The organism is Streptomyces sp. NBC_01426 (genome assembly GCF_036231985.1).
Classification (GTDB): Bacteria; Actinomycetota; Actinomycetes; order Streptomycetales; family Streptomycetaceae; genus Streptomyces.
Window position 1 is genome coordinate 6,339,031 of the sequence record NZ_CP109500.1, and the last position, 24,723, is coordinate 6,363,753.

At 68.2% G+C, this 24,723-nt stretch carries 20 protein-coding genes, 2 rRNA genes and 1 riboswitch; of the genes, 17 read left to right on the forward strand and 5 right to left on the reverse strand.

The window, feature by feature from the left end; genetic code table 11:
• Nucleotides 1-7: 7 nt before the first annotated feature.
• The 12 genes from OG906_RS28315 to OG906_RS28370 all read left to right on the forward strand — a co-directional run bounded on the left by OG906_RS28315 (nt 8) and on the right by OG906_RS28370 (nt 13,527).
• Nucleotides 8-3,131, forward strand: a 23S ribosomal RNA gene (locus OG906_RS28315).
• Nucleotides 3,132-3,205: 74 nt separating this feature from the next.
• A 5S ribosomal RNA gene (gene rrf / locus OG906_RS28320) occupies nt 3,206-3,323 on the forward strand.
• Between the two features lie 131 nt (nt 3,324-3,454).
• A complete protein-coding gene (locus OG906_RS28325) occupies nt 3,455-4,045 on the forward strand; it encodes a CDP-alcohol phosphatidyltransferase family protein (protein ID WP_053683747.1) in 591 nt (196 codons plus the stop codon).
• Nucleotides 4,046-4,145: 100 nt separating this feature from the next.
• Nucleotides 4,146-6,644, forward strand: a complete 2,499-nt coding sequence (locus OG906_RS28330; protein WP_329446799.1) for a mannose-1-phosphate guanyltransferase — start codon at nt 4,146-4,148, stop codon at nt 6,642-6,644.
• A 104-nt stretch (nt 6,645-6,748) separates the two neighbouring features.
• Nucleotides 6,749-7,654 carry a DUF881 domain-containing protein gene (locus tag OG906_RS28335; protein WP_267803528.1) on the forward strand — a complete coding sequence of 302 codons (906 nt, stop codon included), beginning with the start codon at nt 6,749-6,751 and terminating at the stop codon, nt 7,652-7,654.
• Nucleotides 7,651-7,983: a small basic family protein gene (locus OG906_RS28340; protein WP_003970459.1), complete on the forward strand. Its 333-nt coding sequence runs from the start codon at nt 7,651-7,653 to the stop codon at nt 7,981-7,983. The genes OG906_RS28335 and OG906_RS28340 overlap by 4 nt, the downstream gene beginning before the upstream one ends.
• 5 nt (nt 7,984-7,988) lie before the next feature.
• Complete coding sequence (locus OG906_RS28345; protein ID WP_329446801.1) at nt 7,989-8,798, forward strand: DUF881 domain-containing protein; 810 nt, start codon at nt 7,989-7,991, stop codon at nt 8,796-8,798.
• A 70-nt stretch (nt 8,799-8,868) separates the two neighbouring features.
• A complete protein-coding gene (locus OG906_RS28350; protein ID WP_402302981.1) occupies nt 8,869-9,825 on the forward strand; it encodes an FHA domain-containing protein in 957 nt (318 codons plus the stop codon).
• A 19-nt stretch (nt 9,826-9,844) separates the two neighbouring features.
• Nucleotides 9,845-10,606, forward strand: a complete 762-nt coding sequence (gene ftsR / locus OG906_RS28355) for a transcriptional regulator FtsR (protein ID WP_329446803.1) — start codon at nt 9,845-9,847, stop codon at nt 10,604-10,606.
• A gap of 52 nt (nt 10,607-10,658) precedes the next feature.
• The gene (locus OG906_RS28360) at nt 10,659-11,132 is read left to right on the forward strand and encodes a bifunctional nuclease family protein (RefSeq protein WP_007262890.1); all 474 of its coding nucleotides are present in this window, start codon (nt 10,659-10,661) and stop codon (nt 11,130-11,132) included.
• Nucleotides 11,133-11,315: 183 nt separating this feature from the next.
• Complete coding sequence (locus OG906_RS28365; protein ID WP_329446805.1) at nt 11,316-11,960, forward strand: MerR family transcriptional regulator; 645 nt, start codon at nt 11,316-11,318, stop codon at nt 11,958-11,960.
• Nucleotides 11,961-12,015: 55 nt separating this feature from the next.
• The gene (locus OG906_RS28370) at nt 12,016-13,527 is read left to right on the forward strand and encodes a DNA polymerase IV (protein WP_329446806.1); all 1,512 of its coding nucleotides are present in this window, start codon (nt 12,016-12,018) and stop codon (nt 13,525-13,527) included.
• A 15-nt stretch (nt 13,528-13,542) separates the two neighbouring features.
• Here OG906_RS28370 and OG906_RS28375 read toward each other — a convergent pair whose 3' ends face one another.
• Nucleotides 13,543-13,935, reverse strand: a complete 393-nt coding sequence (locus OG906_RS28375) for a PRC-barrel domain-containing protein (protein ID WP_267803533.1) — start codon at nt 13,933-13,935, stop codon at nt 13,543-13,545.
• Between the two features lie 113 nt (nt 13,936-14,048).
• Nucleotides 14,049-14,147, forward strand: a riboswitch (glycine riboswitch).
• Between the two features lie 197 nt (nt 14,148-14,344).
• On the opposite strand from OG906_RS28375, the gene gcvP reads away from it, so the two are divergent.
• Nucleotides 14,345-17,230: an aminomethyl-transferring glycine dehydrogenase gene (gcvP, locus tag OG906_RS28380; protein ID WP_329446809.1), complete on the forward strand. Its 2,886-nt coding sequence runs from the start codon at nt 14,345-14,347 to the stop codon at nt 17,228-17,230.
• A gap of 106 nt (nt 17,231-17,336) precedes the next feature.
• Here the strand turns inward: gcvP and OG906_RS28385 are convergent, their stop codons facing one another.
• Both OG906_RS28385 and OG906_RS28390 read right to left on the reverse strand, forming a co-directional pair.
• Nucleotides 17,337-17,525: a DUF5999 family protein gene (locus OG906_RS28385; protein WP_053683766.1), complete on the reverse strand. Its 189-nt coding sequence runs from the start codon at nt 17,523-17,525 to the stop codon at nt 17,337-17,339.
• 284 nt (nt 17,526-17,809) lie between these two features.
• Nucleotides 17,810-18,430, reverse strand: a complete 621-nt coding sequence (locus OG906_RS28390) for a hypothetical protein (RefSeq protein ID WP_267803670.1) — start codon at nt 18,428-18,430, stop codon at nt 17,810-17,812.
• Between the two features lie 495 nt (nt 18,431-18,925).
• Here OG906_RS28390 and OG906_RS28395 point away from each other — a divergent pair, with 495 nt between their 5' ends.
• Together OG906_RS28395 and OG906_RS28400 are read left to right on the forward strand one after the other, a co-directional pair.
• Nucleotides 18,926-20,461 carry a glutamate-cysteine ligase family protein gene (locus OG906_RS28395; protein ID WP_329446811.1) on the forward strand — a complete coding sequence of 512 codons (1,536 nt, stop codon included), beginning with the start codon at nt 18,926-18,928 and terminating at the stop codon, nt 20,459-20,461.
• A 45-nt stretch (nt 20,462-20,506) separates the two neighbouring features.
• Nucleotides 20,507-21,361, forward strand: coding sequence for a CPBP family intramembrane glutamic endopeptidase (locus OG906_RS28400; RefSeq protein ID WP_329446813.1), 855 nt, complete (start codon nt 20,507-20,509; stop codon nt 21,359-21,361).
• Between the two features lie 18 nt (nt 21,362-21,379).
• On the opposite strand, the gene OG906_RS28405 is transcribed toward OG906_RS28400, so the two are convergent.
• Nucleotides 21,380-22,198, reverse strand: a complete 819-nt coding sequence (locus tag OG906_RS28405; protein ID WP_329446815.1) for a PhzF family phenazine biosynthesis protein — start codon at nt 22,196-22,198, stop codon at nt 21,380-21,382.
• Between the two features lie 185 nt (nt 22,199-22,383).
• Here OG906_RS28405 and OG906_RS28410 point away from each other — a divergent pair, with 185 nt between their 5' ends.
• Entirely contained in the window at nt 22,384-23,004 is a 621-nt protein-coding gene (locus tag OG906_RS28410; protein WP_078999660.1) for a PadR family transcriptional regulator, read from the forward strand.
• Nucleotides 23,005-23,094: 90 nt separating this feature from the next.
• Here the strand turns inward: OG906_RS28410 and OG906_RS28415 are convergent, their stop codons facing one another.
• Entirely contained in the window at nt 23,095-23,523 is a 429-nt protein-coding gene (locus OG906_RS28415) for a type II toxin-antitoxin system Rv0910 family toxin (RefSeq protein WP_329446818.1), read from the reverse strand.
• Nucleotides 23,524-23,694: 171 nt separating this feature from the next.
• On the opposite strand from OG906_RS28415, the gene OG906_RS28420 reads away from it, so the two are divergent.
• Nucleotides 23,695-24,651 (forward strand): EamA family transporter, encoded by a 957-nt coding sequence (locus OG906_RS28420; protein WP_329446819.1) that lies wholly within the window; start codon nt 23,695-23,697, stop codon nt 24,649-24,651.
• Nucleotides 24,652-24,723: the final 72 nt, after the last annotated feature.

Sequence of the window (24,723 nt, forward strand, 5' to 3'; positions counted from 1 at the left end):
CATCTGTGGCCAAGTTTTTAAGGGCACACGGTGGATGCCTTGGCACCAGGAACCGATGAAGGACGTGAGAGGCCGCGATAGGCCCCGGGGAGCTGCCAACTGAGCTTTGATCCGGGGGTGTCCGAATGGGGAAACCCGGCAGTCGTCATGGGCTGTCACCCACTGCTGAACACATAGGCAGTGTGGAGGGAACGAGGGGAAGTGAAACATCTCAGTACCCTCAGGAAGAGAAAACAACCGTGATTCCGGGAGTAGTGGCGAGCGAAACCGGATGAGGCCAAACCGTATGCGTGTGATACCCGGCAGGGGTTGCGCATGCGGGGTTGTGGGAATTCTTTTGATCGGTCTGCCGGCCGGTCGGCGAGTCAGAAACCGTTGATGTAGTCGAAGGACATGCGAAAGGTCCGGCGTAGAGGGTAAGACCCCCGTAGACGAAACATCAGCGGCTTGCTTAAGAATCTCCCAAGTAGCACGGGGCCCGAGAAATCCCGTGTGAATCTGGCGGGACCACCCGCTAAGCCTAAATATTCCCTGGTGACCGATAGCGGATAGTACCGTGAGGGAATGGTGAAAAGTACCGCGGGAGCGGAGTGAAATAGTACCTGAAACCGTGTGCCTACAAGCCGTGGGAGCGTCGCGCATTGAGTTTACTCAATGCGTCGTGACTGCGTGCCTTTTGAAGAATGAGCCTGCGAGTTAGCGGTGTGTAGCGAGGTTAACCCGTGTGGGGAAGCCGTAGCGAAAGCGAGTCCGAATAGGGCGATTGAGTTGCACGCTCTAGACCCGAAGCGGAGTGATCTAGCCATGGGCAGGTTGAAGCGGAGGTAAGACTTCGTGGAGGACCGAACCCACCAGGGTTGAAAACCTGGGGGATGACCTGTGGTTAGGGGTGAAAGGCCAATCAAACTCCGTGATAGCTGGTTCTCCCCGAAATGCATTTAGGTGCAGCGTCGTGTGTTTCTTGCCGGAGGTAGAGCACTGGATAGGCGATGGGCCCTACCGGGTTACTGACCTTAGCCAAACTCCGAATGCCGGTAAGTGAGAGCACGGCAGTGAGACTGTGGGGGATAAGCTCCATGGTCGAGAGGGAAACAGCCCAGAGCATCGACTAAGGCCCCCAAGCGTACGCTAAGTGGGAAAGGATGTGGAGTCGCAGAGACAACCAGGAGGTTGGCTTAGAAGCAGCCACCCTTGAAAGAGTGCGTAATAGCTCACTGGTCAAGTGATTCCGCGCCGACAATGTAGCGGGGCTCAAGCGTACCGCCGAAGTCGTGTCATTCCAGCACATACCCCCAACGGGGGCTGGGATGGGTAGGGGAGCGTCGTGTGCCGGGTGAAGCAGCAGCGGAAGCTAGTTGTGGACGGTTCACGAGTGAGAATGCAGGCATGAGTAGCGATACACACGTGAGAAACGTGTGCGCCGATTGACTAAGGGTTCCTGGGTCAAGCTGATCTGCCCAGGGTAAGTCGGGACCTAAGGCGAGGCCGACAGGCGTAGTCGATGGACAACCGGTTGATATTCCGGTACCCGCTTTGAAACGCCCAATATCGAATCCTCTAATGCTAAGGCCGTGAAGCCGTTCCGGACCCTTCGGGGAAAGGAAAGTGGTGGAGCCGCCGGCCCAAGGTGGTAGTAGGTAAGCGATGGGGTGACGCAGGAAGGTAGTCCAACCCGGGCGGTGGTAGTCCCGGGGTAAGGGTGTAGGCCGAGGGGTAGGCAAATCCGTCCCTCATTAAGGCTGAGACCTGATGCCGAGCCGATTGTGGTGAAGTGGATGATCCTATGCTGTCGAGAAAAGCCTCTAGCGAGTTTCATGGCGGCCCGTACCCTAAACCGACTCAGGTGGTCAGGTAGAGAATACCGAGGCGTTCGGGTGAACTATGGTTAAGGAACTCGGCAAAATGCCCCCGTAACTTCGGGAGAAGGGGGGCCATCACCGGTGATAGCACTTGCTGCTTGAGCTGGGGGTGGCCGCAGAGACCAGCGAGAAGCGACTGTTTACTAAAAACACAGGTCCGTGCGAAGCCGTAAGGCGATGTATACGGACTGACGCCTGCCCGGTGCTGGAACGTTAAGGGGACCGGTTAGTGCGCTTTCGGGCGTGCGAAGCTGAGAACTTAAGCGCCAGTAAACGGCGGTGGTAACTATAACCATCCTAAGGTAGCGAAATTCCTTGTCGGGTAAGTTCCGACCTGCACGAATGGCGTAACGACTTCTCGACTGTCTCAACCATAGGCCCGGTGAAATTGCACTACGAGTAAAGATGCTCGTTTCGCGCAGCAGGACGGAAAGACCCCGGGACCTTTACTATAGTTTGATATTGGTGTTCGGTTCGGCTTGTGTAGGATAGGTGGGAGACTTTGAAGCAGCCACGCCAGTGGTTGTGGAGTCGCCGTTGAAATACCACTCTGGTCGTGCTGGATGTCTAACCTCGGTCCGTGATCCGGATCAGGGACAGTGTCTGATGGGTAGTTTAACTGGGGCGGTTGCCTCCCAAAGAGTAACGGAGGCGCCCAAAGGTTCCCTCAGCCTGGTTGGCAATCAGGTGTTGAGTGTAAGTGCACAAGGGAGCTTGACTGTGAGACCGACGGGTCGAGCAGGGACGAAAGTCGGGACTAGTGATCCGGCGGTGGCTTGTGGAAGCGCCGTCGCTCAACGGATAAAAGGTACCCCGGGGATAACAGGCTGATCTTCCCCAAGAGTCCATATCGACGGGATGGTTTGGCACCTCGATGTCGGCTCGTCGCATCCTGGGGCTGGAGTCGGTCCCAAGGGTTGGGCTGTTCGCCCATTAAAGCGGTACGCGAGCTGGGTTTAGAACGTCGTGAGACAGTTCGGTCCCTATCCGCTGTGCGCGTAGGAATATTGAGAAGGGCTGTCCCTAGTACGAGAGGACCGGGACGGACGAACCTCTGGTGTGCCAGTTGTCCTGCCAAGGGCATGGCTGGTTGGCTACGTTCGGGAGGGATAACCGCTGAAAGCATCTAAGCGGGAAGCCTGCTTCAAGATGAGTATTCCCACCTCCTTGAGAGGGTAAGGCTCCCAGTAGACGACTGGGTTGATAGGCCAGATGTGGAAGCCCGGTAACGGGTGGAGCTGACTGGTACTAATAGGCCGAGGGCTTGTCCTCAGTTGCTCGCGTCCACTGTGTTAGTTCTGAAGTAACGAACTGTGTTCATATCCGGTTGGTTAACTTCATAGTGTTTCGGTGGTCATAGCGTTAGGGAAACGCCCGGTTTACATTCCGAACCCGGAAGCTAAGCCTTTCAGCGCCGATGGTACTGCAGGGGGGACCCTGTGGGAGAGTAGGACGCCGCCGAACAATCATTGTGGGAAAGCCCCGCACCCTTCAGGGTGCGGGGCTTTTCTGCGTTCCAGGCCGGGTAGCGGTCTCCTGTAGGGTCAGGGGGCATCGACTTCAATTATTTCTACAGTCACAGTGGAGGCCCCCGGGTGGAGGTCCAGGAGACTCGGGTTCAGACCGACCGAATTTTCACCATTCCCAACATCCTCAGCATGGCGCGCCTCGCCGGCGTGCCGCTGTTCCTCTGGCTGATCCTGGCGGGGCACGACGGTTGGGCCCTGGCCGTTCTCATGCTCAGCGGGATCACCGACTACCTGGACGGGAAACTCGCGCGCCGCTGGAATCAGATCAGCAATCTGGGCCGGCTGCTCGACCCCGCCGCGGACCGTCTGTACATCCTGACCACGCTGTTCGGCCTGACCTGGCGCGAGATCCTGCCCATCTGGCTCACCGCGGCCCTGCTCGCGCGAGAGCTGATGTTGCTGGTCATGGTGTGGATCCTGAGGCGACACGGCTATCCGCCGCCCCAGGTCAACTTCCTGGGCAAGGCCGCGACCTTCAACCTGATGTACGCGTTCCCCTTGCTGCTGCTCAGTGACGGAACCGGCTGGTTGGCCTGGATGGCGTCAGTTTTCGGATGGGCGTTCGCCGGATGGGGTACAACCCTCTATTGGTGGGCAGGAATCCTTTACGTGGTGCAGGTCCGCCGTCTGGTCAAGGCGGATGCCACGGCCGATTGAACTTGCTCGACGCCGGTACTGACGCGGAGGAGTTGCGAAGTCACCGTCCGAGACGGGTGAGGTCGGCTGACCGTCATCTCTCAAGGAGGACTCTTCCGACATGAAGGCCGTCGTGATGGCCGGTGGCGAAGGTACGCGTCTTCGCCCGATGACCTCAAGCATGCCCAAGCCGCTCCTACCGGTCGCCAACCGGCCCATCATGGAGCACGTGCTCAGGCTGCTCAAGCGGCATGGGCTCAGCGAGACCGTGGTTACCGTTCAGTTCCTGGCGTCCCTCGTCAAGAACTACTTCGGTGACGGCGAAGAGCTCGGAATGGAACTCACGTATGCCAACGAGGAGAAGCCACTCGGCACCGCCGGCAGCGTGAAAAATGCCGAGGAGGCCTTGAAGGACGACTCTTTCCTCGTCATTTCCGGCGACGCACTCACCGACTTCGATCTCACCGATCTCATCAACTTCCACAAGGAGAAGGGCGCACTGGTCACGGTGTGCCTCACCCGCGTGCCGAATCCCCTGGAATTCGGCATCACCATCGTGGACGAGGAAGGAAAGGTCGAGCGCTTCCTGGAGAAGCCGACGTGGGGACAGGTGTTCTCGGACACCGTCAACACCGGTATCTACGTCATGGAGCCCGAGGTCTTCAACTACGTCGACCCGGACGTGTCGGTGGACTGGTCCGGCGACGTCTTCCCTCAGCTCATGAAGGAAGGCCGGCCGATCTACGGCTACGTCGCCGAAGGCTACTGGGAGGACGTCGGCACCCACGAGAGCTACGTCAAGGCGCAGGCCGACGTACTCGAAGGCAAGGTCCAGGTCGACATGGACGGCTTCGAGATCTCCCCCGGGGTGTGGATCGCCGAGGGCGCCGAGGTGAGCCCGGACGCGGTACTGCGCGGACCCCTCTACATCGGCGACTACGCCAAGGTCGAGGCCGGCGTCGAGATCCGCGAGCACACGGTCATCGGATCCAACGTGGTCGTCAAGAGCGGCGCCTTCCTCCACAGGGCCGTCATCCACGACAACGTGTACATCGGCCCCCACAGCAATCTGCGCGGCTGCGTGATCGGCAAGAACACCGACATCATGCGGGCTGCCCGGATCGAGGACGGGGCCGTCATCGGCGACGAGTGCCTCGTCGGCGAGGAATCCATCGTCCAGGGGAACGTACGCGTCTACCCCTTCAAGACGATCGAAGCCGGTGCCTTCGTCAACACGTCGGTGATCTGGGAGTCGCGGGGACAGGCACATCTGTTCGGCGCGCGTGGGGTCTCCGGCATCCTGAACGTCGAGATCACCCCCGAACTGGTGGTTCGGCTCGCCGGCGCCTACGCGACGACCCTGAAGAAGGGTGCCATCGTCACCACGGCCCGAGACCACTCCCGAGGCGCGAGAGCACTCAAGCGTGCCGTGATCTCGGCGCTCCAGGCCAGCGCCATCAACGTCCGCGACCTGGAGAACGTGCCACTGCCCGTGGCCCGGCAGCAGACCGCGCGAGGAAGCGCCGGCGGCATCGTGCTCCGTACCTCACCCGGGGTGCCGGACTCGGTCGACATCATGTTCCTCGACGAGCGCGGAGCAGACCTCTCGCTCCAGCAACAGCGCAAGCTGGACCGGGTGTACGCACGCCAGGAGTACCGGCGCGCGTTCCCCGGCGAGATCGGAGACCTGCAGTTCCCGGGCAGCGTCTTCGACGCGTACACGGGCTCGCTGCTGCGGCGCGTGGACATCACCGGGGTCGCTGACTCCGGACTCAAGGTCGTCGTCGACGCCTCGAACGGCAGCGCGGGCCTGGTCCTGCCGAGCCTGCTCGGTCGACTGGGCGTGGACGCGCTCACCGTGAACCCCGGGCTCGACGAGTCCCGACCGACCGAGACCAGGGAGTCCCGGCGGGCCGGGCTGGTGCGGCTGGGCGAGATCGTCGCGTCCTCGCGGGCGGCCTTCGGCGTGCGCTTCGACCCCGTGGGCGAGCGGATCTCCCTGGTCGACGAGCGAGGGCGGATCATCGAGGACGACCGGGCCCTGCTGGTCCTCCTCGACCTGGTCGCGGCGGAGAAGCGCAGCGGCAAGGTGGCGCTGCCCGTCACCACCACCCGGGTCGCCGAGCAGGTGGCGGCGTACCACGGGACGCAGGTGGAGTGGACGACGACCTCGCCGGACGACCTGACGCGGGTCGGCCGGGCCGAGAACACCATCTTCGGCGGCGACGGCCGGGGTGGATTCATCGTCCCGGAGTTCAGCAGCGTCTTCGACGGGTCCGCGGCCTTCGTGCAGCTGATCGGGCTGGTGGCGCGCACGCAGCTCACCCTCAGCCAGATCGACGCCCGCATTCCGCGGGCGCACGTGCTCAAGCGGGACGTGCCGACGCCCTGGGCCGTCAAGGGGCTCGTCATGCGACGGGTCGTGGAGGCCGCCGGAGACCGTCAGGTGGACACCACCGACGGTGTGCGGGTGGTCGAGGCCGACGGCCGCTGGGCGCTGGTCCTGCCGGACCCGGCCGAGGCCGTCACGCACCTCTGGGCCGAGGGCCCCGACGACGCGTCCGCACAGGCACTGCTCGACGAGTGGGCGGCGGTCGTGGACGGCGCCGGCGATCACTGAGCCGAGCATGTGAGACACCGGTCCGGTGGGCCGGCACGGGACAGCCTTCCGTGCCGGCCCACCGGACCGGCCGCATTCGGTGGCAACGGTGGTGACATGCGACGATGTGGGGCATGTCGCAGCCGCCCAACAACCGGAGTTCGGCCACGCCGCCCGCGCGCCCGGACGCTTCCATGTCGCTGCTGACGCACGTGATGGACCACAGTCTCGACGAGGGCTATGCGGAAGCCTCGGCACGGCGCGCGGCAGACGGTACGGCGGGCCTGCCGCGCACCCTCAAGGCCAAGCTCGGCCTCGCCGCCGGACTGGTGATCGCCGCCATGGTCGTCACCCTCGGAGCGGCCGAGGCGCGGATAGCGGCGCCGGTGCTGGCCAAGGAGCGCCAGGAACTCATCGACCGGGTGGAGCGGGCCGACGAGCACGCGACCACCGTGGAGCGGGACATCGAACGGTTGCGCACCGAGGTCGCCGACAGCCAGCGCGAGGCGCTCAAGCAGCACGGCGGGGACCAGGGGCAACTCGTCGCCCTGCTGGCCGGCGCCACCGACGTGCGCGGCCAGGGGATCAAGCTGACGGTGGACGACGCCAAGGGATCCTCCTCCGGAGGGGGCGGCGGGCCGCGCGAGAGCGCCGGATTCTCGGACACCGGCCGGCTCCGCGACCGGGACATGCAGAAGATCGTCAACGGGCTGTGGCAGTCCGGCGCGGAGGCGATCTCGATCAACGGTCAGCGCCTCACGGCCCTCTCGGCGATCAGGGCCGCGGGTGACGCGATACTGGTCGACAACAAGCCGCTGGTGCCGCCGTACGAAGTGCTCGCGGTGGGCGACAAGAAGAAACTCGGGACCGCGTTCCAGGACTCCGTGGGCGGCCAGTACCTGCACGTGCTGCAGGAGAACTACGGGATCCGGTCCGGCCTGGCGCCCGTGGACGACATCCGCCTGCCGGCCGCGTCGAGCCTGACCGTACGTACAGCTACAGCAGCAGAGCCGAAGAAGGGTGCATCGTGATCGCGGTACTGGGCCTCGTGGTCGGAGTGGTGGTCGGACTTCTGGTCCGGCCCGAAGTGCCGGCCGTGGTGGAGCCTTATCTGCCGATCGCCGTGGTGGCGGCGCTGGACGCGGTGTTCGGCGGTCTGCGCGCGATGCTGGACGGCATCTTCGTGGACAAGGTCTTCGTGGTGTCGTTCCTGTCGAACGTCGTGGTCGCCGCGCTGATCGTCTTCCTCGGCGACAAGCTGGGCGTCGGCGCTCAGCTGTCCACCGGCGTGGTCGTCGTGCTCGGCATCCGCATCTTCTCCAACGCCGCGGCCATCCGCCGGCACGTGTTCCGGGCGTGACGCCGATGACTACGGAGAACACCCCGCCGGAGGAACCGAACGTCCCCGAGCAGCCTCTTAAGGAGGGGGCGGCGCAGGTGGCCGAACCCGAGGAGACCGGTCGGCAGCGTCTGGCGGCCGGTCTGTGGCCGCCGAGGGTGAGCCGCGCCCAACTGATCGTCGCGCTGTTGCTGTTCGTCCTCGGCCTGGGTCTGGCCATCCAGGTCCGCTCGAACAGCGACTCGGGCGCTCCGCTGCGCGGGGCCCGTCAGGAGGACCTCGTACGGATCCTCGACGAGCTCGACGGTCGGACGAAGCGCCTGGAGGACGAGAAGCAGAGGCTGGAGGATCAGCGCAAGGAGTTGGAGAACAGCTCCGATCAGGCCGAGGAGGCGCGCAAGCAGACCGTGGAGAAGGAACGTCAACTGGGCATCCTGGCCGGTACGGTGGCTGCCCAGGGACCGGGCATCACGCTGCGGATCACCGACCCCACGGGGCAGGTGCAGCCGGACCAGCTCCTGGACACGCTGCAGGAGCTGCGGGCGGCCGGTGCCGAGGCGATCCAGATCAACGGTGTGCGGGTGGTGGCCGGGTCGTTCTTCTCGGACGAGGGCGGTGGGGTCGGCATCGATGGGAAGAAGATCACACAACCCTATGAATTCAGGGTGATCGGCAAGCCGCAGGACCTGGAGCCCGCGCTGAACATCCCCGGCGGCGTTGTACAGACGCTGGAGAAGGAACAAGCCACGGTCGCCGTCACACGGTCGGCGAAGATCGTTGTGGACGCCTTGCGGGCTGCGAAGCAGCCTGACTACGCTCGGTCGTCATCACCGTGACGCGGGGCGAAACGTGGAGCGGCTCACGCGGGTGGATGCCTGCGGGGGGTCGAGGCACCGAAGTCGCGGTGTGTGGTGGAAACTGTCTGGTGGTTACGGACGTTGTGAGAATGTCCGGATCGGCAGGTGTGTGCATTCGGAGTTCGTCCTGCCCCACGGGCGGGTCTGTTTCGGTCAAGGGGAATCGCCCGTGAAGTTGTTTGAGAAGTTGTTCGGCAAGAAGAACCGCGAGGAAGGCGGTGCCGCGAGGCACCGTGCGGGGCACGGAGACGTGGAAGGGCAGGGCGACCGGCCGCTCTTCCGCGACGAGGTCGCCGGCTCGAGTGATGTTTCGGGTGCTCAGGGCGCGTCGGCTGTTGACCCTGCCGGTACCGGACGCATAGGTTTCGGTGAACCATCAACCTCAAGTACGGGTGGAGGGTTTGCCCCCGACCCGTATGCCACCAATGCCTCCGCGGGGCAGCCGCGGCGCGAGGAGCCGTCCATGTCGGCCGAGCAGATCTGCAGCAGGTGCGGGCACCGCAGCGATGCGGCCAGCCGGTTCTGCTCCAGCTGCGGGGCGCCGCTGCGGCCGGGTCTGACGCCGGAGCGTGCCTCGGAGACCACGTCCACGATCTCGATCTCGGGCCTTGAGGCCTACGAGGCCGAGGTGTCGGGACAGCAGCACGTGTCGTCCTCGCTCTCTCCCGAGGCCCAGGCCGCGGTGGAAGCGCTGCCCCCCGGTTCCGCTCTGCTGATCGTGCGGCGCGGTCCCAACTCCGGCAGCCGGTTCCTCTTGGACGGCGAACTGACCACGGCCGGTCGGCACCCGCAGAGCGACATCTTCCTGGACGACGTCACCGTCTCCCGGCGGCATGTCGACTTCCGTCGGGGCCAGGACGGTGGCTTCACCGTCTCGGACGTGGGCAGCCTGAACGGCACGTACGTGAACCGTGAGCCGATCGACTCCGTCGCCCTGCACAACGGCGACGAGGTGCAGATCGGCAAGTACCGGCTGGTCTTCTACGCGAGCCTGCGGGGCATCTGACCCGTCAAGGGAAGGTCCCATGCTGCGCACCCCGACAGGCGGTGCCGGAAACGGCACCGCCGGCTCGGCCGGGCGGCTGGTGAGCATCGGCACGGTGCTCACCATGCTGCGTGACGAGTTTCCCGACGTCACGATCTCGAAGATCCGCTTCCTGGAGGCGGAGGGGCTCGTCGAGCCTCGGCGCACACCTTCCGGATACCGCAAGTTCAGCACCGACGACGTGGATCGGCTGAGCCGGATCCTGCGCCTCCAGCGGGACCACTACATGCCGCTGAAGGTCATTCGCGAACAGCTCGACGCGCTCGACCGCGGCGAACAGGTCCGCATCCCGTCGCCCACCATGCACGGGGACTCCGTCGACCCCGCGAGCCCCGCCGCCGTCTACGGCGAGGTGGGGCGGGAGCGCGCCACCTCGGCCCGGGTGGGCCGCGCCGAACTCGTCTCCGCCGCCGAGGTGGACGAGGCACAGCTCGCCGAGTGGGAGTCGTACGGGCTCATCGCCGAGGCGCCGGGCGGCGGATTCGACGCCGAGACGGTCACCGTGGCCCGGTTGATCGCGGATCTCGGTCGATTCGGGCTCGAGCCCCGCCATCTGCGCGCCATGAAAGCGGCCGCGGATCGGGAGGCCGGTCTCGTCGAGCAGCTCGTGGCCCCGCTGCGCCGCCACCGCAATCCGCAGACCAGAGCCCATGCGGAGGCCACCATGCGGGAGCTCGCGGGGCTGTCCGTACGGCTCCACGAGGCCCTGGTTCAGACGGCCCTCGGGGTCCGGCTCCACTGACCAGGGGGAGCCCGACTACCCAAACCTGCCGGGCAGGTCCTAGGGTTGCTGTGTGAACGAGCTCGACGTTGTGGGTGTCCGGGTGGAAATGCCCTCCAACCAACCGATCGTGCTCCTGCGTGAAGTGGGAGGCGATCGGTACCTCCCCATCTGGATCGGACCTGGGGAGGCGACCGCCATTGCCTTCGCGCAACAGGGCATGGCCCCTGCCCGTCCGCTGACGCACGACCTGTTCAAGGACGTGCTGGAAGCGGTCGGTGAGGAGCTCACCGAGGTTCGGATCACGGATCTGCGGGAGGGCGTCTTCTATGCGGAGCTTGTCTTCGCCAGCGGGGTCGAGGTGAGCGCGCGGCCCTCCGATGCCATAGCGCTGGCCCTGCGGACGGGGACGCCGATCTACGGCAGTGACGGCGTGCTCGACGATGCGGGCATCGCCATCCCCGATGAGCAGGAGGACGAGGTGGAGAAGTTCCGCGAGTTCCTCGACCAGATCTCGCCCGAGGACTTCGGCACCGGGCCACAGTGAGGCGGCGCGGGCCGTGTCACCCTCCGTGAAGTTTCAGCCCATTCGAGTAGCCTTCCCCCGTAAACGGACACGGGAAACCACTCTCAGGGTGACTATCACTCGGCGTGCCGAGTGTGGCGATCGTTGACGCACCCCTGGTGACTGCCTACCTTCGAGGTGGCAGGTCAAGGACGGAGGGTCGGCGTGAGGATCACGGGCGACGGTACGACCGGGGGCATCCCCGCACGGAGTGACGGTGGGCCGTACCCGCTCCACGGCGGTGCGGCGGGTTCCGCGCGCCGTCAGCCGGAGTCGGTTCCGACGCCGGTCGGACCGGTGAGCGAGGAGCAGGCGCCCGAGCAGATCGGCTACAGGGGTCCGACGGCGTGCGCCGCCGCCGGCATCACCTATCGGCAACTGGACTACTGGGCGCGGACCGGGCTGGTGGAGCCGAGCGTCCGACCCGCCTACGGCTCGGGCACGCAGCGCCTGTACAGCTTCCGGGACGTGGTGGTCCTCAAGATCGTCAAGCGGTTCCTGGACACCGGGGTGGCGCTGCAGAGCATCCGCACCGCGGTGCAGCACCTGCGCGACCGCGGGTTCTCGGACCTGGAGCGCATGACGCTGATGAGCGACGGCGCCACCGTCTACGAATGCACCTCACCCGATCAGGTGGTCAGCCTCCTCCAGGGCGGACAGGGCGTCTTCGGCATCGCGATCGGCGTGGTCTGGCGGGACGTGGAGAACGCGCTGTCCCAGCTCCACGGCGAGCGGATCGACACCGGAGAGACGCTGGTCGGGCAGAACCCCGAGGACGAGCTGGCGGCACGCCGCAACCGGGCGGTCTGAGGCGCTCCGGCGGGCTCCCGCCGGATTGTCAGAGGCGTAGGGCAGCATCGGGGCTGTGAGAGCCGCGCCGACCATCCTGCATCTGGACATGGACGCCTTCTACGCTTCCGTGGAGCAGGCGTCGAAGCCGAGCCTGCGCGGCAAGGCCGTGATCGTCGGCGGGCTCGGGCCGCGCGGGGTGGTGGCCACCGCCTCCTACGAGGCCAGGCGATTCGGCGTGCACTCGGCGATGCCGATGGCGCAGGCCAGACGGCTCTGCCCGAACGGCGCCTACCTCACCCCCCGGTTCCGCCTGTACCAGTCGGTCAGCGAGCGCGTCATGGGGCTCCTGCGGGCCCTGTCGCCCCTCGTGGAGCCGCTCAGCCTGGACGAGGCCTTCGTGGACCTGGAGGCGGGCGAGGTCGCCTTCGACTCCACCGGGGCCCGCGCCGCCGGGGAGCGGCTGAGGGCCGACATCATGGCCGCGACGGGGCTCAGTGGGTCCGTGGGGCTCGCGGGGTCCAAGATGCTGGCCAAGGTGGCCTCCGAGGAGGCCAAGCCGGCAGGGCTGCTGCTGATCGAGCCGGGGACCGAACGGGCACACCTCGCGCCGATGTCGGTGCGGACCCTGCCCGGGGTGGGCCCGGTCACCGGGGAACACCTGCGGCGGGCCGGCATCACCACCGTGGGGGAGCTGGCCGAGGCCGGCGAGGACGAGCTGATCCGGATGGTGGGGCGCTCGCACGGGCTGGGGCTGTACCGGATGGCGTTGGGGTTGGACGACCGCCCGGTGGTCGCGGAGCGGGACGCGAAGTCGGTCTCGGTGGAGGACACCTTCGACGTGGACCTGCACGACCGCGTCCGGATCCGGGGCGAGGTGCAGCGGCTCGCCGACCGCTGTGTGGGGCGGCTGCGGTCCTCGGGGCACTCGGGGCGCACGATCGTGCTGAAGGTGCGGCGCTTCGACTTCTCGACGCTGACGCGCTCGGAGACGCTGCGGGGGCCCACCGACGACCCGGGGGTGGTCCGGGAGGCGGCCGCACGGCTGCTGGAGGGTGTGGACACCACGGGCGGGGTGCGCCTGCTGGGGGTCGGGGTGACGGGGCTCGCGGACTACACGCAGGAGGACCTCTTCGCGCAGGCCGAGGCCCGGGCCGAAGCCGAGGGCGCGGCGGAGGCGGCCGGGACCGTCGCGGGCCCGGCGGCGCAGGACGAGGAGTCGTCGGGCGGGGGCGCGGCGGACGGTACCGGGACCCTGGACGGGGCTCCGGAGGAGTCGGAGGGGGCCGAGGGGGCCGTACGGGGCGCGGAGGGCGAGGGGGCCGTCCCGAAGCCGGGGGAGGCCGTGATCGCCCCCGGGCGGTTCTGGCCGGCCGGGAGCGACGTGCGACACGCGGTGTACGGGCCCGGGTGGGTACAGGGCAGCGGGGTCGGGCGGGTGACCGTGCGGTTCGAGCAGCCGGGGACGCCGCCCGGCCGCGTGCGGACCTTCAAGGTGGACGATCCGGAGCTGGAGTCGTCCGATCCGCTGCCGCTGGTCGGGGGAGACGGAGGGGGAGGGGGCGGTGAGCGGGCGCGTTCGGCATGATCCGAAAGGCGGGTCCTAGCCCTCGCCCGCGAGCCGGCCGAAGTCGCGGGGGGTGTTCTTCGGCGGGGTCGGCGGGTGGTGGAACTCCGTCGGCAGGGTCACGTCCAGTCCGTAGTGGTGGTAGAGCTGCAGTTCCTGTTCGGGCGAGAGGTGGCGGCCGACCCCGAAGTCGGGCGCGTCCCTGATCAGGGACCGTTCGAAGGGGACCCGCAGGGTGTCCTCGACCACCTCGCTGGGCTCCAGGGGGACGAACGCGTCGCGGCTGAACAGGCCCGTCCGGACCGCGGCCCATTCCGGGACGCCCGTGGCATCGTCGAGGTAGACCTCGTCCACGGTGCCGATCTTGGCTCCGTTGCGGTCGAATGCCTTGCGGCCGATCAGGCTGCGCGGATCGATGTCGGTCTGCACGGTCCCTCCACATGGTCGCAACTCATCCGTATTCACTACAGAAGTGCATATTCGAAGAGGGGGCCACTCGAGGGAGGGTTCAGAACCTCGCTGGTAGGCTGGGTGACGGCTGTCGACCCTGTGCGGGAGAGTCCTCCGAGTGAACGTGACGGAGGCGCCGAAGGAGCAAATCCTCCCCGGAATCTCTCAGGCATACGTACCGCACGTGGTGAGGCCACTCTGGAAAGCAGGGGCGGGTACCGGATGATCTGTGCCGGTTCCTCTCCTCACCGACGGTGAAAGCCGGATCTCTTGGGCGAACCCCAGGAGGCCCGGTGAAGCTCTCAGGTTGAGATGACAGAGGGGGAGGCCGTTCGGGTGCCCGCGCCGTGGTGCCCCTCGCAGGTCATACGACCAGGAGGCCTCCGTCATGACCGCCAACCGCATTCCGCTCTCCCAGCTGGAGCGAGGCATCCCCTTCGAGCAGCGCCACATCGGCCCGGATGCCGAGGCGCAGGCGAAGATGCTCGCCCACGTGGGCTACGGCTCCCTGGACGAACTGACCGCCGCCGCGGTGCCGGATGTGATCCGCAGCGCCGAGGCGCTGAACCTGCCCGAGGCGCGGACCGAGGCCGAGGTGCTCGCCGAGCTCCGGGAGCTCGCCGACCGCAACCAGGTTCTCTCGTCCATGATCGGTCTCGGCTACTACGGGACCTTCACGCCGCCGGTGATCCTGCGCAACGTCATGGAGAACCCCGCCTGGTACACGGCCTACACGCCGTACCAGCCGGAGATCTCGCAGGGCCGCCTCGAAGCGCTGCTGAACTTCCAGACCGTCGTCGCGGACCTGACCGGCCTGCCCACCTCGGGCGCCTCGCTGCTCGACGAGGGCACCGCGGCCGCCGAGGCCATGTCGCTGGCCCGCCGCGTCGGCAAGGTCAAGAACGGCGTCTTCCTGATCGACGCGGACGCGCTGCCGCAGACGATCGCCGTGATCGAGACCCGCGCCGAGCCGACGGGTGTCGAGGTCGTCGTCGCCGACCTGTCCGAGGGCATCCCCGCCGAGATCGCCGAGCGCGGCGTCTTCGGCGTGCTGCTCCAGTACCCGGGTGCCTCCGGCGTCGTGCGCGACATCAAGCCGGTCGTCGACCAGGCGCATGAGCTCGGCGCCATCGTCACCGTCTCCGCCGACCTGCTCGCGCTGACCCTGCTCACCTCCCCGGGCGAGCTGGGCGCGGACATCGCCGTCGGCACCACCCAGCGCTTCGGCGTCCCGATGGGCTTCGGCGGACCGCACGCCGGCTACATGGCCGTCCAGGCCAAGCACGCCCGCTCGCTGCCCGGCCGCCTCGTCGGCGTCTCCGTGGACGCGGACGGCAACAAGGCCTACCGTCTCGCGCTCCAGACGCGTGAGCAGCACATCCGCCGCGAGAAGGCCACCAGCAACATCTGCACCGCGCAGGTGCTGCTCGCCGTCATGGCCGGCATGTACGCCGTCTACCACGGCCCGGACGGGCTGCGGACGATCGCCCGCCGGACCCACCGCTACGCGGCCGTGCTCGCCGCGGGTCTGGCGGCCGGCGGGGTCAAGGTCGTGCACGGCTCGTACTTCGACACCCTCACCGTCCGGGTACCCGGCCGCGCCGGCGAGGTCGTCGCCGCCGCCCGCGCGGGTGGGGTCAACCTCTACCGCGTGGACGCCGACCTGGTGTCGATCTCCTGTGACGAGACCACGCTGCGCGCCGACATCGAGGCCGTCTGGGCGGCCTTCGGCGTCACCGCCGACATCGAGGCGCTGGACGAGATCACCCCCGAGGGCCTGCCCGAGGGCCTGCTGCGCTCGGACGAGTACCTGGCCCACCCGGTCTTCCACCAGCACCGCTCCGAGACCGCGATGCTGCGCTACCTGCGCAAGCTCTCGGACAAGGACTACGCGCTGGACCGCGGCATGATCCCGCTGGGCTCCTGCACGATGAAGCTGAACGCGACCACCGAGATGGAGCCGGTCACCTGGCCCGAGTTCGGGCAGCTGCACCCCTTCGCCCCGGTCGAGCAGGCCGAGGGGTACCTCACGCTCATCAACGAGCTGGAGGAACGTCTCTGCGAGGTCACCGGCTACGACAAGGTGTCGATCCAGCCGAACGCCGGCTCCCAGGGCGAGCTGGCCGGTCTGCTGGCCGTCCGCGCGTACCACCGGGCGAACGGCGACGAGCAGCGCACCATCTGTCTCATCCCGTCCTCCGCGCACGGCACGAACGCCGCCAGCGCCGTGATGGCCGGCATGAAGGTCGTCGTCGTCAAGACCGCCGACGACGGCGAGGTGGACGCGGACGACCTGCGCGCCAAGATCGAGCAGTACCGCGACGAGCTCGCCGTGCTGATGATCACCTACCCGTCCACGCACGGTGTGTTCGAGGAGCACGTCGCGGACATCTGCGCCCAGGTGCACGACGCCGGCGGCCAGGTCTACGTGGACGGCGCCAACCTCAACGCCCTCGTCGGTCTGGCCAAGCCGGGTCACTTCGGCGGCGACGTCTCGCACCTGAACCTGCACAAGACCTTCTGCATCCCGCACGGTGGCGGCGGTCCGGGCGTCGGCCCGGTCGGTGTCCGGGCGCACCTGGCCCCGTACCTCCCCAACCACCCGCTCCAGCCGACCGCCGGTCCGGAGACGGGCGTCGGCCCGATCTCGGCCGCCCCGTGGGGCTCGGCCGGCATCCTGCCGATCTCCTGGTCGTACGTGCGCCTGATGGGCGGCGAGGGCCTCAAGCGCGCCACCCAGGTGGCCGTGCTCGGCGCCAACTACATCGCCAAGCGCCTGGAGCCGCACTACCCGGTGCTCTACACCGGTCCGGGCAACCTGGTCGCCCACGAGTGCATCATCGACCTGCGTCCGCTCTCGAAGGCCACGGGCGTCAGCGTCGACGACATCGCCAAGCGCCTGATCGACTACGGCTTCCACGCGCCGACGATGTCCTTCCCGGTGGCCGGCACGCTCATGATCGAGCCGACGGAGTCCGAGGACCTCGCCGAGATCGACCGCTTCTGCGACGCGATGATCGCCATCCGCGCCGAGATCGAGCGGGTCGCGGGCGGCGAATGGCCGGTCGACGACAACCCGCTGGCCAACTCCCCGCACACCGCGGCGGCACTCGGCGGCGAGTGGAACCACCCGTACACCCGCGACGAGGCCGTCTTCCCGGGCGGGGTCACGGCCTCCGAGAAGTACTGGCCGCCGGTGCGCCGGATCGACGGCGCCTTCGGCGACCGGAACCTGGTGTGCTCCTGCCCGCCGCTCGACGAGTACGACAACTGAGTCGTGATCGTGGCCGTGTGAGCTGACACGGGGAAGGGGCCGGTCCCGGAGCGATGCTCCGGGACCGGCCCCTTCCCCGTGTTCCCTGTCGTCCCTGTCGTCCTGTCTAGGCGACCGCGAGCGGCCGGTGTGGGGCGATGATCTGGCCGTCCGGCAACAGCTCCCCGGTGTCCTCGAAGAGCAGGACGCCGTTGCACAGCAGGCTCCAGCCCTGTTCCGGGTGGTTGGCCACGGGCAGTGCGGCCTCCCTGTCGGCGGAGTCTGACGTCGGGCAGGCTGGCTGGTGCTGGCACATGGATGCGTTCTTTCGCTGCGATGTGGTCTGTGTGCTACGGCTCGATGCGTGATTCATGGCCGTCCCCCTGGGTCATCCCCGCGCCTGCGGGGAGCATGTCCTCAGTGTTCCCCCACGACGGCTGCTTCGTAGGTATTTCCCGGCAGCTGTCCTCATACATTGATGACGCATCACTCGTGCGGGCGGTTCAGGCCAACTCCCCTGTCATTTCGGGTGGTTCACCAGTGGTCCGAGCGGGCTAGGCCGAATGGGCAGCTTGGGCCATGCCGTTCGGGGAGCGCCGGTCAGGCGGCCGGTGCGGCCACCGCGGGCGGTGCCGGAGGGGCGGGCGGGGTGAGTCGACGGGTCAGTACGGGCAGCAGCTCGGACACGGTGTGCGGTCGGAAGGGTGCGATCCCGGGAGGTGCCGGGGCCAGGGGGATCAGCAGGTCGGCCGCGTCCGGCAGGCCCGCCGAGGCGTCGGCGTTGACCGCTCCGTGCAGCCACAGGGTCAGCATGTACAGCTCCGGTACGGACAGGAGTCTCGGCTGGTGGTTCATGCCGAGCGACTCGGCCTGACGCAGGGCGCGTTCGGTCGCCGCCACGTAGGGGCCCTCGAAGAAGTGGGAGAAGGCCCAGCCGTCCGCGGTGAGCCGGGTGTCGGCCGCGGCGACGAAACGGTCTCCGCTGCGGATCATGAACCTCCAGCCGGTCAGCCGCGTGCGGGGCGGCCGGCCGCCGGTCGTGAGCGGCGAGGCCTGCAACCGGTCGAGCACGTGGACCGGCAGGGGGAGTTCCGCGGTCAGGGGGCCCTGGATCTTGCGCAGGGCCGGGGTGTGCGCCTCGTGCACGGCGGTGGGGGAGCGAAGTGCCGCGAGGACGCAGCGCAGGGCGGGCGCGGGAGCCGGAGGGACATGCAGCGGCATGGTGGGTCGCCTCTCACTTGGGAGACCTGGGGTGCGGGGGAAGGTGCGGACGGCGCTGTCGCATTCTGGGGTCAGAGGGGGGCTGAGGGGCAATGGCCGCGCGCCAACTCTCTGCCTCGTTTGCGGAGTTTATACGACATGTGTTCACGCAGTGTTTCGGCTAGCTGTCCCGTCCATTGCCGACAAGGCGCTTACCGGTCCCTCTGGCATGGCATTCATGCCGGTTGCACGCGAACATGTCGCGCTGACCTCGGAGGTTACCGGACGGGGGCTCGGCTGGAAAGCGTCGGTTATGCGGAATGCGCAAAGTCGACGGGGAATTTGCGCTTTCAAGCTTGCCAGGTGAATGTGCCGACGCGCCCTTCGGGCCAAACCGGCGCGCGCTGTCCGCCATGCGCGCCCCCGCCGCGTTATCGATCACTGCGCCGGGGCATCATCGACCGTAACGCGCGCCTGGGTGCACCGGGCCAGGCCCATTCGAGGAGGGACGCTTCGATGGGGGAGAAGGTCGTGGCAGGCGGATTCGACCTGTCCGATCGGCATCGGTATCGAAGGAAGCTCCACGAGTGCCTGGAGGGGCTGGAGCGCCTTCTGGCGGAGAAGAGGTTCGATCGGCCCAAGAACATGATGGGACTGGAGATCGAACTGAATCTCGCGGGTGCCGACGGGTTGCCGAGAATGGTGAATGCCGAGGTTCTGGAGCGGATAGCGAGCCCCGATTTCCAGACCGAACTCGGAATGTTCAACCTGGAGGTGAACGTACTCCCGCACCGCCTCGGCGGACGGGTATTCGACCAGCTCGCCGAAGAACTCGGCGCGGGGTTGCACTATGCGCACCGACAGGCCGCCGCGATCGACGCCGGGGTGGTGATGATCGGCATCCTGCCGACGCTCACCCGCTCCGACCTGGCCCTGGCGAACCTCTCCGCCGTGGACCGGTACTCGCTGCTCAACGAGCAGATCCTGATGATGCGCGGCGAGGACTTCATCCTCGACATCGACGGGGTCGAGCGGCTGACCTGGACCTCCGGGTCGATCGTGCCCGAGGCCGCCTGCACCTCGGTGCAACTGCACCTCCAGGTGACCCCGGCCCGGTTCTCGGACGTGTGGAACGCGGCCCAGGCGGTGTCCGCCGTACAGACGGCGGTCGGCGCCAACTCGCCGTTCCTGTTCGGGCACGAGCTGTGGCGTGAGTCGCGGCCGCCGCTCTTCACCCAGGCCACCGACACCCGACCGCCCGAACTCCAGTCGCAGGGCGTGCGGCCGCGGACCTGGTTCGGGGAGAGGTGGGTGGACTCGGCGTACGAACTCTTCGCGGAGAACGTCCGCTTCTTCCCGTCCCTGCTGCCGATCTGCGACGAGGAGGAGCCGCTGCGGGTGCTCGCCGAGGGCGGGGTGCCGAGCCTGCAGGAGCTGGTGCTGCACAACGGCACGGTCTACCGCTGGAACCGGCCCGTGTACGGGGTCGCCGACGGGGTGCCCCACCTGCGGGTGGAGAACCGGGTCCTGCCGGCCGGGCCCACCGTGGCCGACGTGGTCGCCAACGCCGCATTCTACTACGGGCTGGTGCGCACGCTCGCGGACGAGCAGCGGCCGGTCTGGTCGAGGCTGCCGTTCGCGGAGGCCGAGGCCAACTTCGACGCGGCCTGTCGGTACGGGATCGACGCGCGGCTGCGCTGGCCGCGACGGGGGCGGGGCGGAGGTCTGGCGAGCGTGCCGGCGGTGCGGCTGGTGCTCGACGAACTGCTTCCGATGGCGGCGGCCGGGCTGGACGCCTGGGGCATCGAGCCGGCGGACCGGGACCACTACCTGGGGATCATCGAGCAGCGGTGTCGGCGCCGGGTGAACGGCGCGACCTGGCAGGTGGACACCTTCCACCGGGCCGTCGCGGGCGGTCTGGGACGCGACGAGGCGTTGGCGGCCACCACTCGGCGCTACAGCGAGCTGTCGCACCGGGGCGAGCCCGTGCACACCTGGCCGGTCGGGCTCGCCGGGCAGGAGGTGGACGCCGCCGCGGCGGCCCGTCGCTGACCCCGATCGAGTCCGGTGATCCCGTTCCCCCGCCGAGGAGGCAGTATGGGGGAAGTCGTGACGGCACGTCGCGGCGGGATCGCGGCGGGACGGGAGTCGGGCGTGCGGGTGGAGCCGGAGCCGGTGGTCAAGGACCTGCGGGAAGTCGACCGCGGGTGCCTGCGGACCGAGACGCTGCTCGTCCTCGCGCTGTCGCTGGGGGCGAGCGGGGTCTCGGCCCTGATCAGCTTCATCGGTTCGCTGACCAAGCCGGGCGGGCTCAAGGACCAGGCGGCCACGCTGAACGGGTCGTACGCGCCCGGGCGGCCCTGGCTGGACCTGGCGTGGCAGCTGTTCGGGATCGCGAGTGCGCTCGTCCCCGTCCTGCTCGTCGCGCACCTGCTGACCCGGGAAGGGGTTCCGGGGCTGCGCGCGCTCGGCTTCGACCGGACCAGGCCGCTGTTCGACCTCGGTCGCGGAGTGCTGGTCGCCGCCGGCATCGGCAGCGCCGGGCTCGCCTTCTACCTGGCGGCCCGCGCCACCGGCTTCAACCTGACCGTGGTGCCGGAGGCACTGCCGGACGTGTGGTGGAAGTTCCCCGTACTGATCCTCTCCGCGCTGCAGAACTCCGTGGTGGAGGAGGTCATCGTGCTGGCCTACCTGCTGCGCCGGCTCGACCAACTGGGCTGGTCCCCGACGGCGTCGCTGCTGGCCAGCTCGGCACTGCGCGGTTCCTACCACCTCTACCAGGGCATCGGCGGCTTCATCGGCAACATGGTGATGGGCGTGGTGTTCGTGCTGGCCTACCGCCGTTGGGGGCGCGTCGGGCCGCTCGTCGTCGCGCACGCGCTGCTCGACATCGTGGCCTTCGGCGGCTACGCCCTGCTCGCGGGCAGGGTCGACTGGCTGCCGACGCCCTGAGGCGTCTTCGGGCGGTCCTCAGGGGCGGGTGAGCAGTTCCCCGTCCAGGACCGTGACCGCGTGACCGGTCAGCAGGGTGCGCTCACCGGCGAGCGTGACGCGGACCAGACCCGTACGGGATCCGCCCTGGAGGCCCGTCAGCGTGGTGCGGCCCAGGCGTCGCGCCCAGAACGGGGCGAGCGCGGTGTGGGCGCTGCCCGTGACGGGGTCCTCGTCGATGCCGAACGCCGGGAAGAAGCCGCGGGAGACGAAGTCGTGGCCGCGTGAGGGGTCCTCGGCGGCCGCGGTGACGATCACCCCGCGGCGGGCGTAGCCGCGCAGGGCGGCGATGTCGGGGGTGAGTTCCCGTACCGTCCGCTCGTCCGCGAGCTCCACCACCAGGTCGCCGACGTGCGCGGACGTGTCGTGCACCGAGATGATCGCGGCGCCCAGCGCGCGCTCCACCTCGGGCACGGGTTCGACCTCCGTCAGCGAGGAGGTCGGGAAGTCCATGGTGATCGTGCCGTCCTCGGCGGTCCGCGCCGTGAGGATCCCGCAGCGGGCGGCGAAGCGGATCAGACCGCTCGCCCGGCCGGTCGTCGCGAGGACGTGGGCGGTCGCGAGGGTGGCGTGGCCGCACATGTCCACCTCGGCGGCCGGGGTGAACCAGCGCAGCTCCCAGTCGGCCTCCCCGCCCGCCGGCAGCGGTCGGGCGAAGGCGGTCTCGGAGAGGTTGACCTCGGCGGCGACCTGCTGGAGCCAGGAGTCCGGAGGGAACGCGCCGTCCAGCAGCAGGACCCCGGCGGGGTTCCCGTGGAAGGGACGGTCGGTGAAGGCGTCGACGATTCGGATGCGCATGACCTCGACCGTAGGGCGGGTCGGGGAACGCCGCCCAAGGCCAATTCGGGGTGTCTGGCTCTGTTGTCGAAGAGTTTCCGATATATCGTTGACGCATCGCGAGCGATCAGCGATAGTGGAGACATCGAAGCCGTCGGACACCGGGTCGGACGGCGAGAACACTCGATGACGAAAGGAGCGCAGTCATGCGTTCACACGGACAGCACGGACACGACCACGGCCACGAGCACGGACGGGGTCACGGCCACTGCGGGCCGGACCGTCGGGAGGAGTTCGGCGGGCGTCGCGCCGCCTTCGGCCCGTTCGGACCGCCCTTCGGCGGTGGACCCTTCGGAGGGCGCGGCGGGCGCGGTGGACCGCGCGGCCGGGCCCGGCGGGGTGACGTACGCGCCTCCATCCTGGCGCTGCTCGCGGACCGGCCGATGCACGGCTACGAGATGATCCAGGAGATCGGGGAGCGCAGCGGCGGGGCCTGGAAGCCCAGCCCCGGCTCGGTCTACCCGACCCTGCAACTGCTGGAGGACGAGGGCCTCATCACGAACGAGAGCGAGGGCGGCAAGAAGCTGTTCACGCTCACCGACGCCGGTCGCACCGAGGCCGAGTCGGGTCCGGACGCCCCCTGGGCGGACGCCGGACGAGGCTTCGACTTCGAGGCGATGCATGAGGTCCGGACGGCCGGAGTCGGCCTGATGGAAGCCTTCGGGCAGGTCTTCAAGACCGGCACGCCCGAGCAGCGCGAGAAGGCCCTCGGGGTCATCAACGACGCACGCAAGAAGCTCTACCTGATCCTGGCCGACGAGCACTGAGCCGGCCGAGACCACACGACGGCGCGCCCCGTGGGAATCCTCTCGCGGGGCGCGCCCTCGTGCGCACCGGCGTACACGGCGGGGTGCGGGTCAGGCGACCAGGCCGGCCAGCTTGCGCAGCGACTCGTTCAGCGCGGCCGTGGCCGAGTCCTTGAGCTTGCCGGCCATCAGCGACACGGCGGCCCCGGTGAACTCGCCGTCGATCCGGACGGTGGTGGCCGCGCCGTCCGGGACCAGGGTGTACCGGGTGAGGACGGCCACGCCCATCGGGCCCTTGCCGGTGATGGCGAAGAGACGTTCGTCCTCCAGCTCCGAGACGGTCCAGAGGACCTCGGCCGGGAAGCCCATCATCTTCATGTTCTCTGCGAAGGTCGATCCGACCGCCAGGATCTGCGGTCCGCCCTTCGGGAAGTTGGTGTGGGTCATGCTCCACCGGCCGTACGCGTCCCAGTCCGTCAGCTGTGCCCAGAGCTTCGCGGCGGGCGCCTCGATGCGTGATTCCGCGGTGACTTCGGCCATGCGACCACCCCTTCTCGTCGGGTACGTGCGGCGGAAGGTAGCCCCGGCGGGCGCAACATTCAATACTGACGACCTGTCAGATAAGGCGGCTCGGACCGGGGTGGGTGTCGGGTGCGTCTCAACAGGTGTCATGTCGATGACGGTCCTGACGCCGCCTGCCATGATGTGGCGATGCAAGCGTCAGGGAAGAACGCCGGACTGGGCCTCGCCCTCGTCTCGGCGTGTGCGTTCGGTGGTTCGGGCGTCGCGGCGAAGCCGCTGATCGAAGCGGGTCTGGACCCGCTGCACGTGGTGTGGTTGAGGGTGGCGGGCGCGGCGCTCGTGCTGTCCCCCCTGGCCTGGCGCCATCGCGACCTGGTGCGCCGCAAACCGTTCCTGCTGGCCGGCTTCGGACTGATCGCCGTCGCCGGTGTGCAGGCCTTCTACTTCGCGTCCCTGTCCCGGATCCCCGTCGGCGTGGCGCTCCTGCTGGAGTACCTGGGACCCGCCCTGCTGTTGGGCTGGATCCGCTTCGTGCAGCGCAAGCCGGTGACCCGGGCGGCCGCGGCCGGGGCGGCGGTGGCCGTCGTCGGGCTGGCCTGCGTCGTGGAGATCTGGGCCGGACTGAGCCTGGACCCGCTCGGGGTGCTGCTGGGCCTCGCCGCCGCCTGCTGCCAGGCGTTCTACTTCGTGTTCGCGGATCAGGGGACCGACGGGGACGATGTCCCCGACCCGCTGGGCGTGATCGCGTTCGGCATGATCGTCGGCGCGCTGGTGATGACCGTGATCGCCCGGCCCTGGCGGATGGACTGGTCGGTCCTGGGCTCCGACGCGGCGCTCGGCGACACGATGGTGCCGGCCGCGGTGCTGCTCGGCTGGGTCGTGCTGATCGCGACCGTGTTCGCGTACCTGACGGGGGTCGTCTCGGTGCGCCGGCTCTCGCCGCAGGTGGCGGGCGTGGTGGCCTGCCTGGAGGCGGTCATCGCGACCGTGCTCGCCTGGGTGCTGCTGGGCGAGCACCTCTCCGCCTGGCAGATCGCGGGCGGGGCGCTGGTCCTTGGCGGGGCCTTCATCGCCCAGTCCGCACGGCCCACCCCGCCGGGGGCGGCCGACCCGGCCGTGTTGGACCGCGAGACGGCGAGCGCCTAAGGTGCCGAGCATGCCTTCGACCGTGCTTCCGCCTCCCGCCGCCTAGCGCGGGCGGCCTTCGAGCGAACGAGT

Excerpts from the sequence above, each read along its gene's own strand:
- gcvP (WP_329446809.1), top strand. The coding sequence starts at position 14,345 with ATGACCGCCAACCGCATTCCGCTCTCCCAGCTGGAGCGAGGCATCCCC.
- OG906_RS28390 (WP_267803670.1), bottom strand. The coding sequence starts at position 18,430 with ATGCCGCTGCATGTCCCTCCGGCTCCCGCGCCCGCCCTGCGCTGCGTC.
- OG906_RS28400 (WP_329446813.1), top strand. The coding sequence starts at position 20,507 with ATGGGGGAAGTCGTGACGGCACGTCGCGGCGGGATCGCGGCGGGACGG.
- OG906_RS28405 (WP_329446815.1), bottom strand. The coding sequence starts at position 22,198 with ATGCGCATCCGAATCGTCGACGCCTTCACCGACCGTCCCTTCCACGGG.
- ftsR (WP_329446803.1), top strand. The coding sequence starts at position 9,845 with ATGCTGCGCACCCCGACAGGCGGTGCCGGAAACGGCACCGCCGGCTCG.
- OG906_RS28395 (WP_329446811.1), top strand. The coding sequence starts at position 18,926 with ATGGGGGAGAAGGTCGTGGCAGGCGGATTCGACCTGTCCGATCGGCAT.
- OG906_RS28420 (WP_329446819.1), top strand. The coding sequence starts at position 23,695 with ATGCAAGCGTCAGGGAAGAACGCCGGACTGGGCCTCGCCCTCGTCTCG.
- OG906_RS28330 (WP_329446799.1), top strand. The coding sequence starts at position 4,146 with ATGAAGGCCGTCGTGATGGCCGGTGGCGAAGGTACGCGTCTTCGCCCG.
- OG906_RS28415 (WP_329446818.1), bottom strand. The coding sequence starts at position 23,523 with ATGGCCGAAGTCACCGCGGAATCACGCATCGAGGCGCCCGCCGCGAAG.
- OG906_RS28385 (WP_053683766.1), bottom strand. The coding sequence starts at position 17,525 with ATGTGCCAGCACCAGCCAGCCTGCCCGACGTCAGACTCCGCCGACAGG.
- OG906_RS28345 (WP_329446801.1), top strand. The coding sequence starts at position 7,989 with ATGACTACGGAGAACACCCCGCCGGAGGAACCGAACGTCCCCGAGCAG.
- OG906_RS28335 (WP_267803528.1), top strand. The coding sequence starts at position 6,749 with ATGTGGGGCATGTCGCAGCCGCCCAACAACCGGAGTTCGGCCACGCCG.
- OG906_RS28410 (WP_078999660.1), top strand. The coding sequence starts at position 22,384 with ATGCGTTCACACGGACAGCACGGACACGACCACGGCCACGAGCACGGA.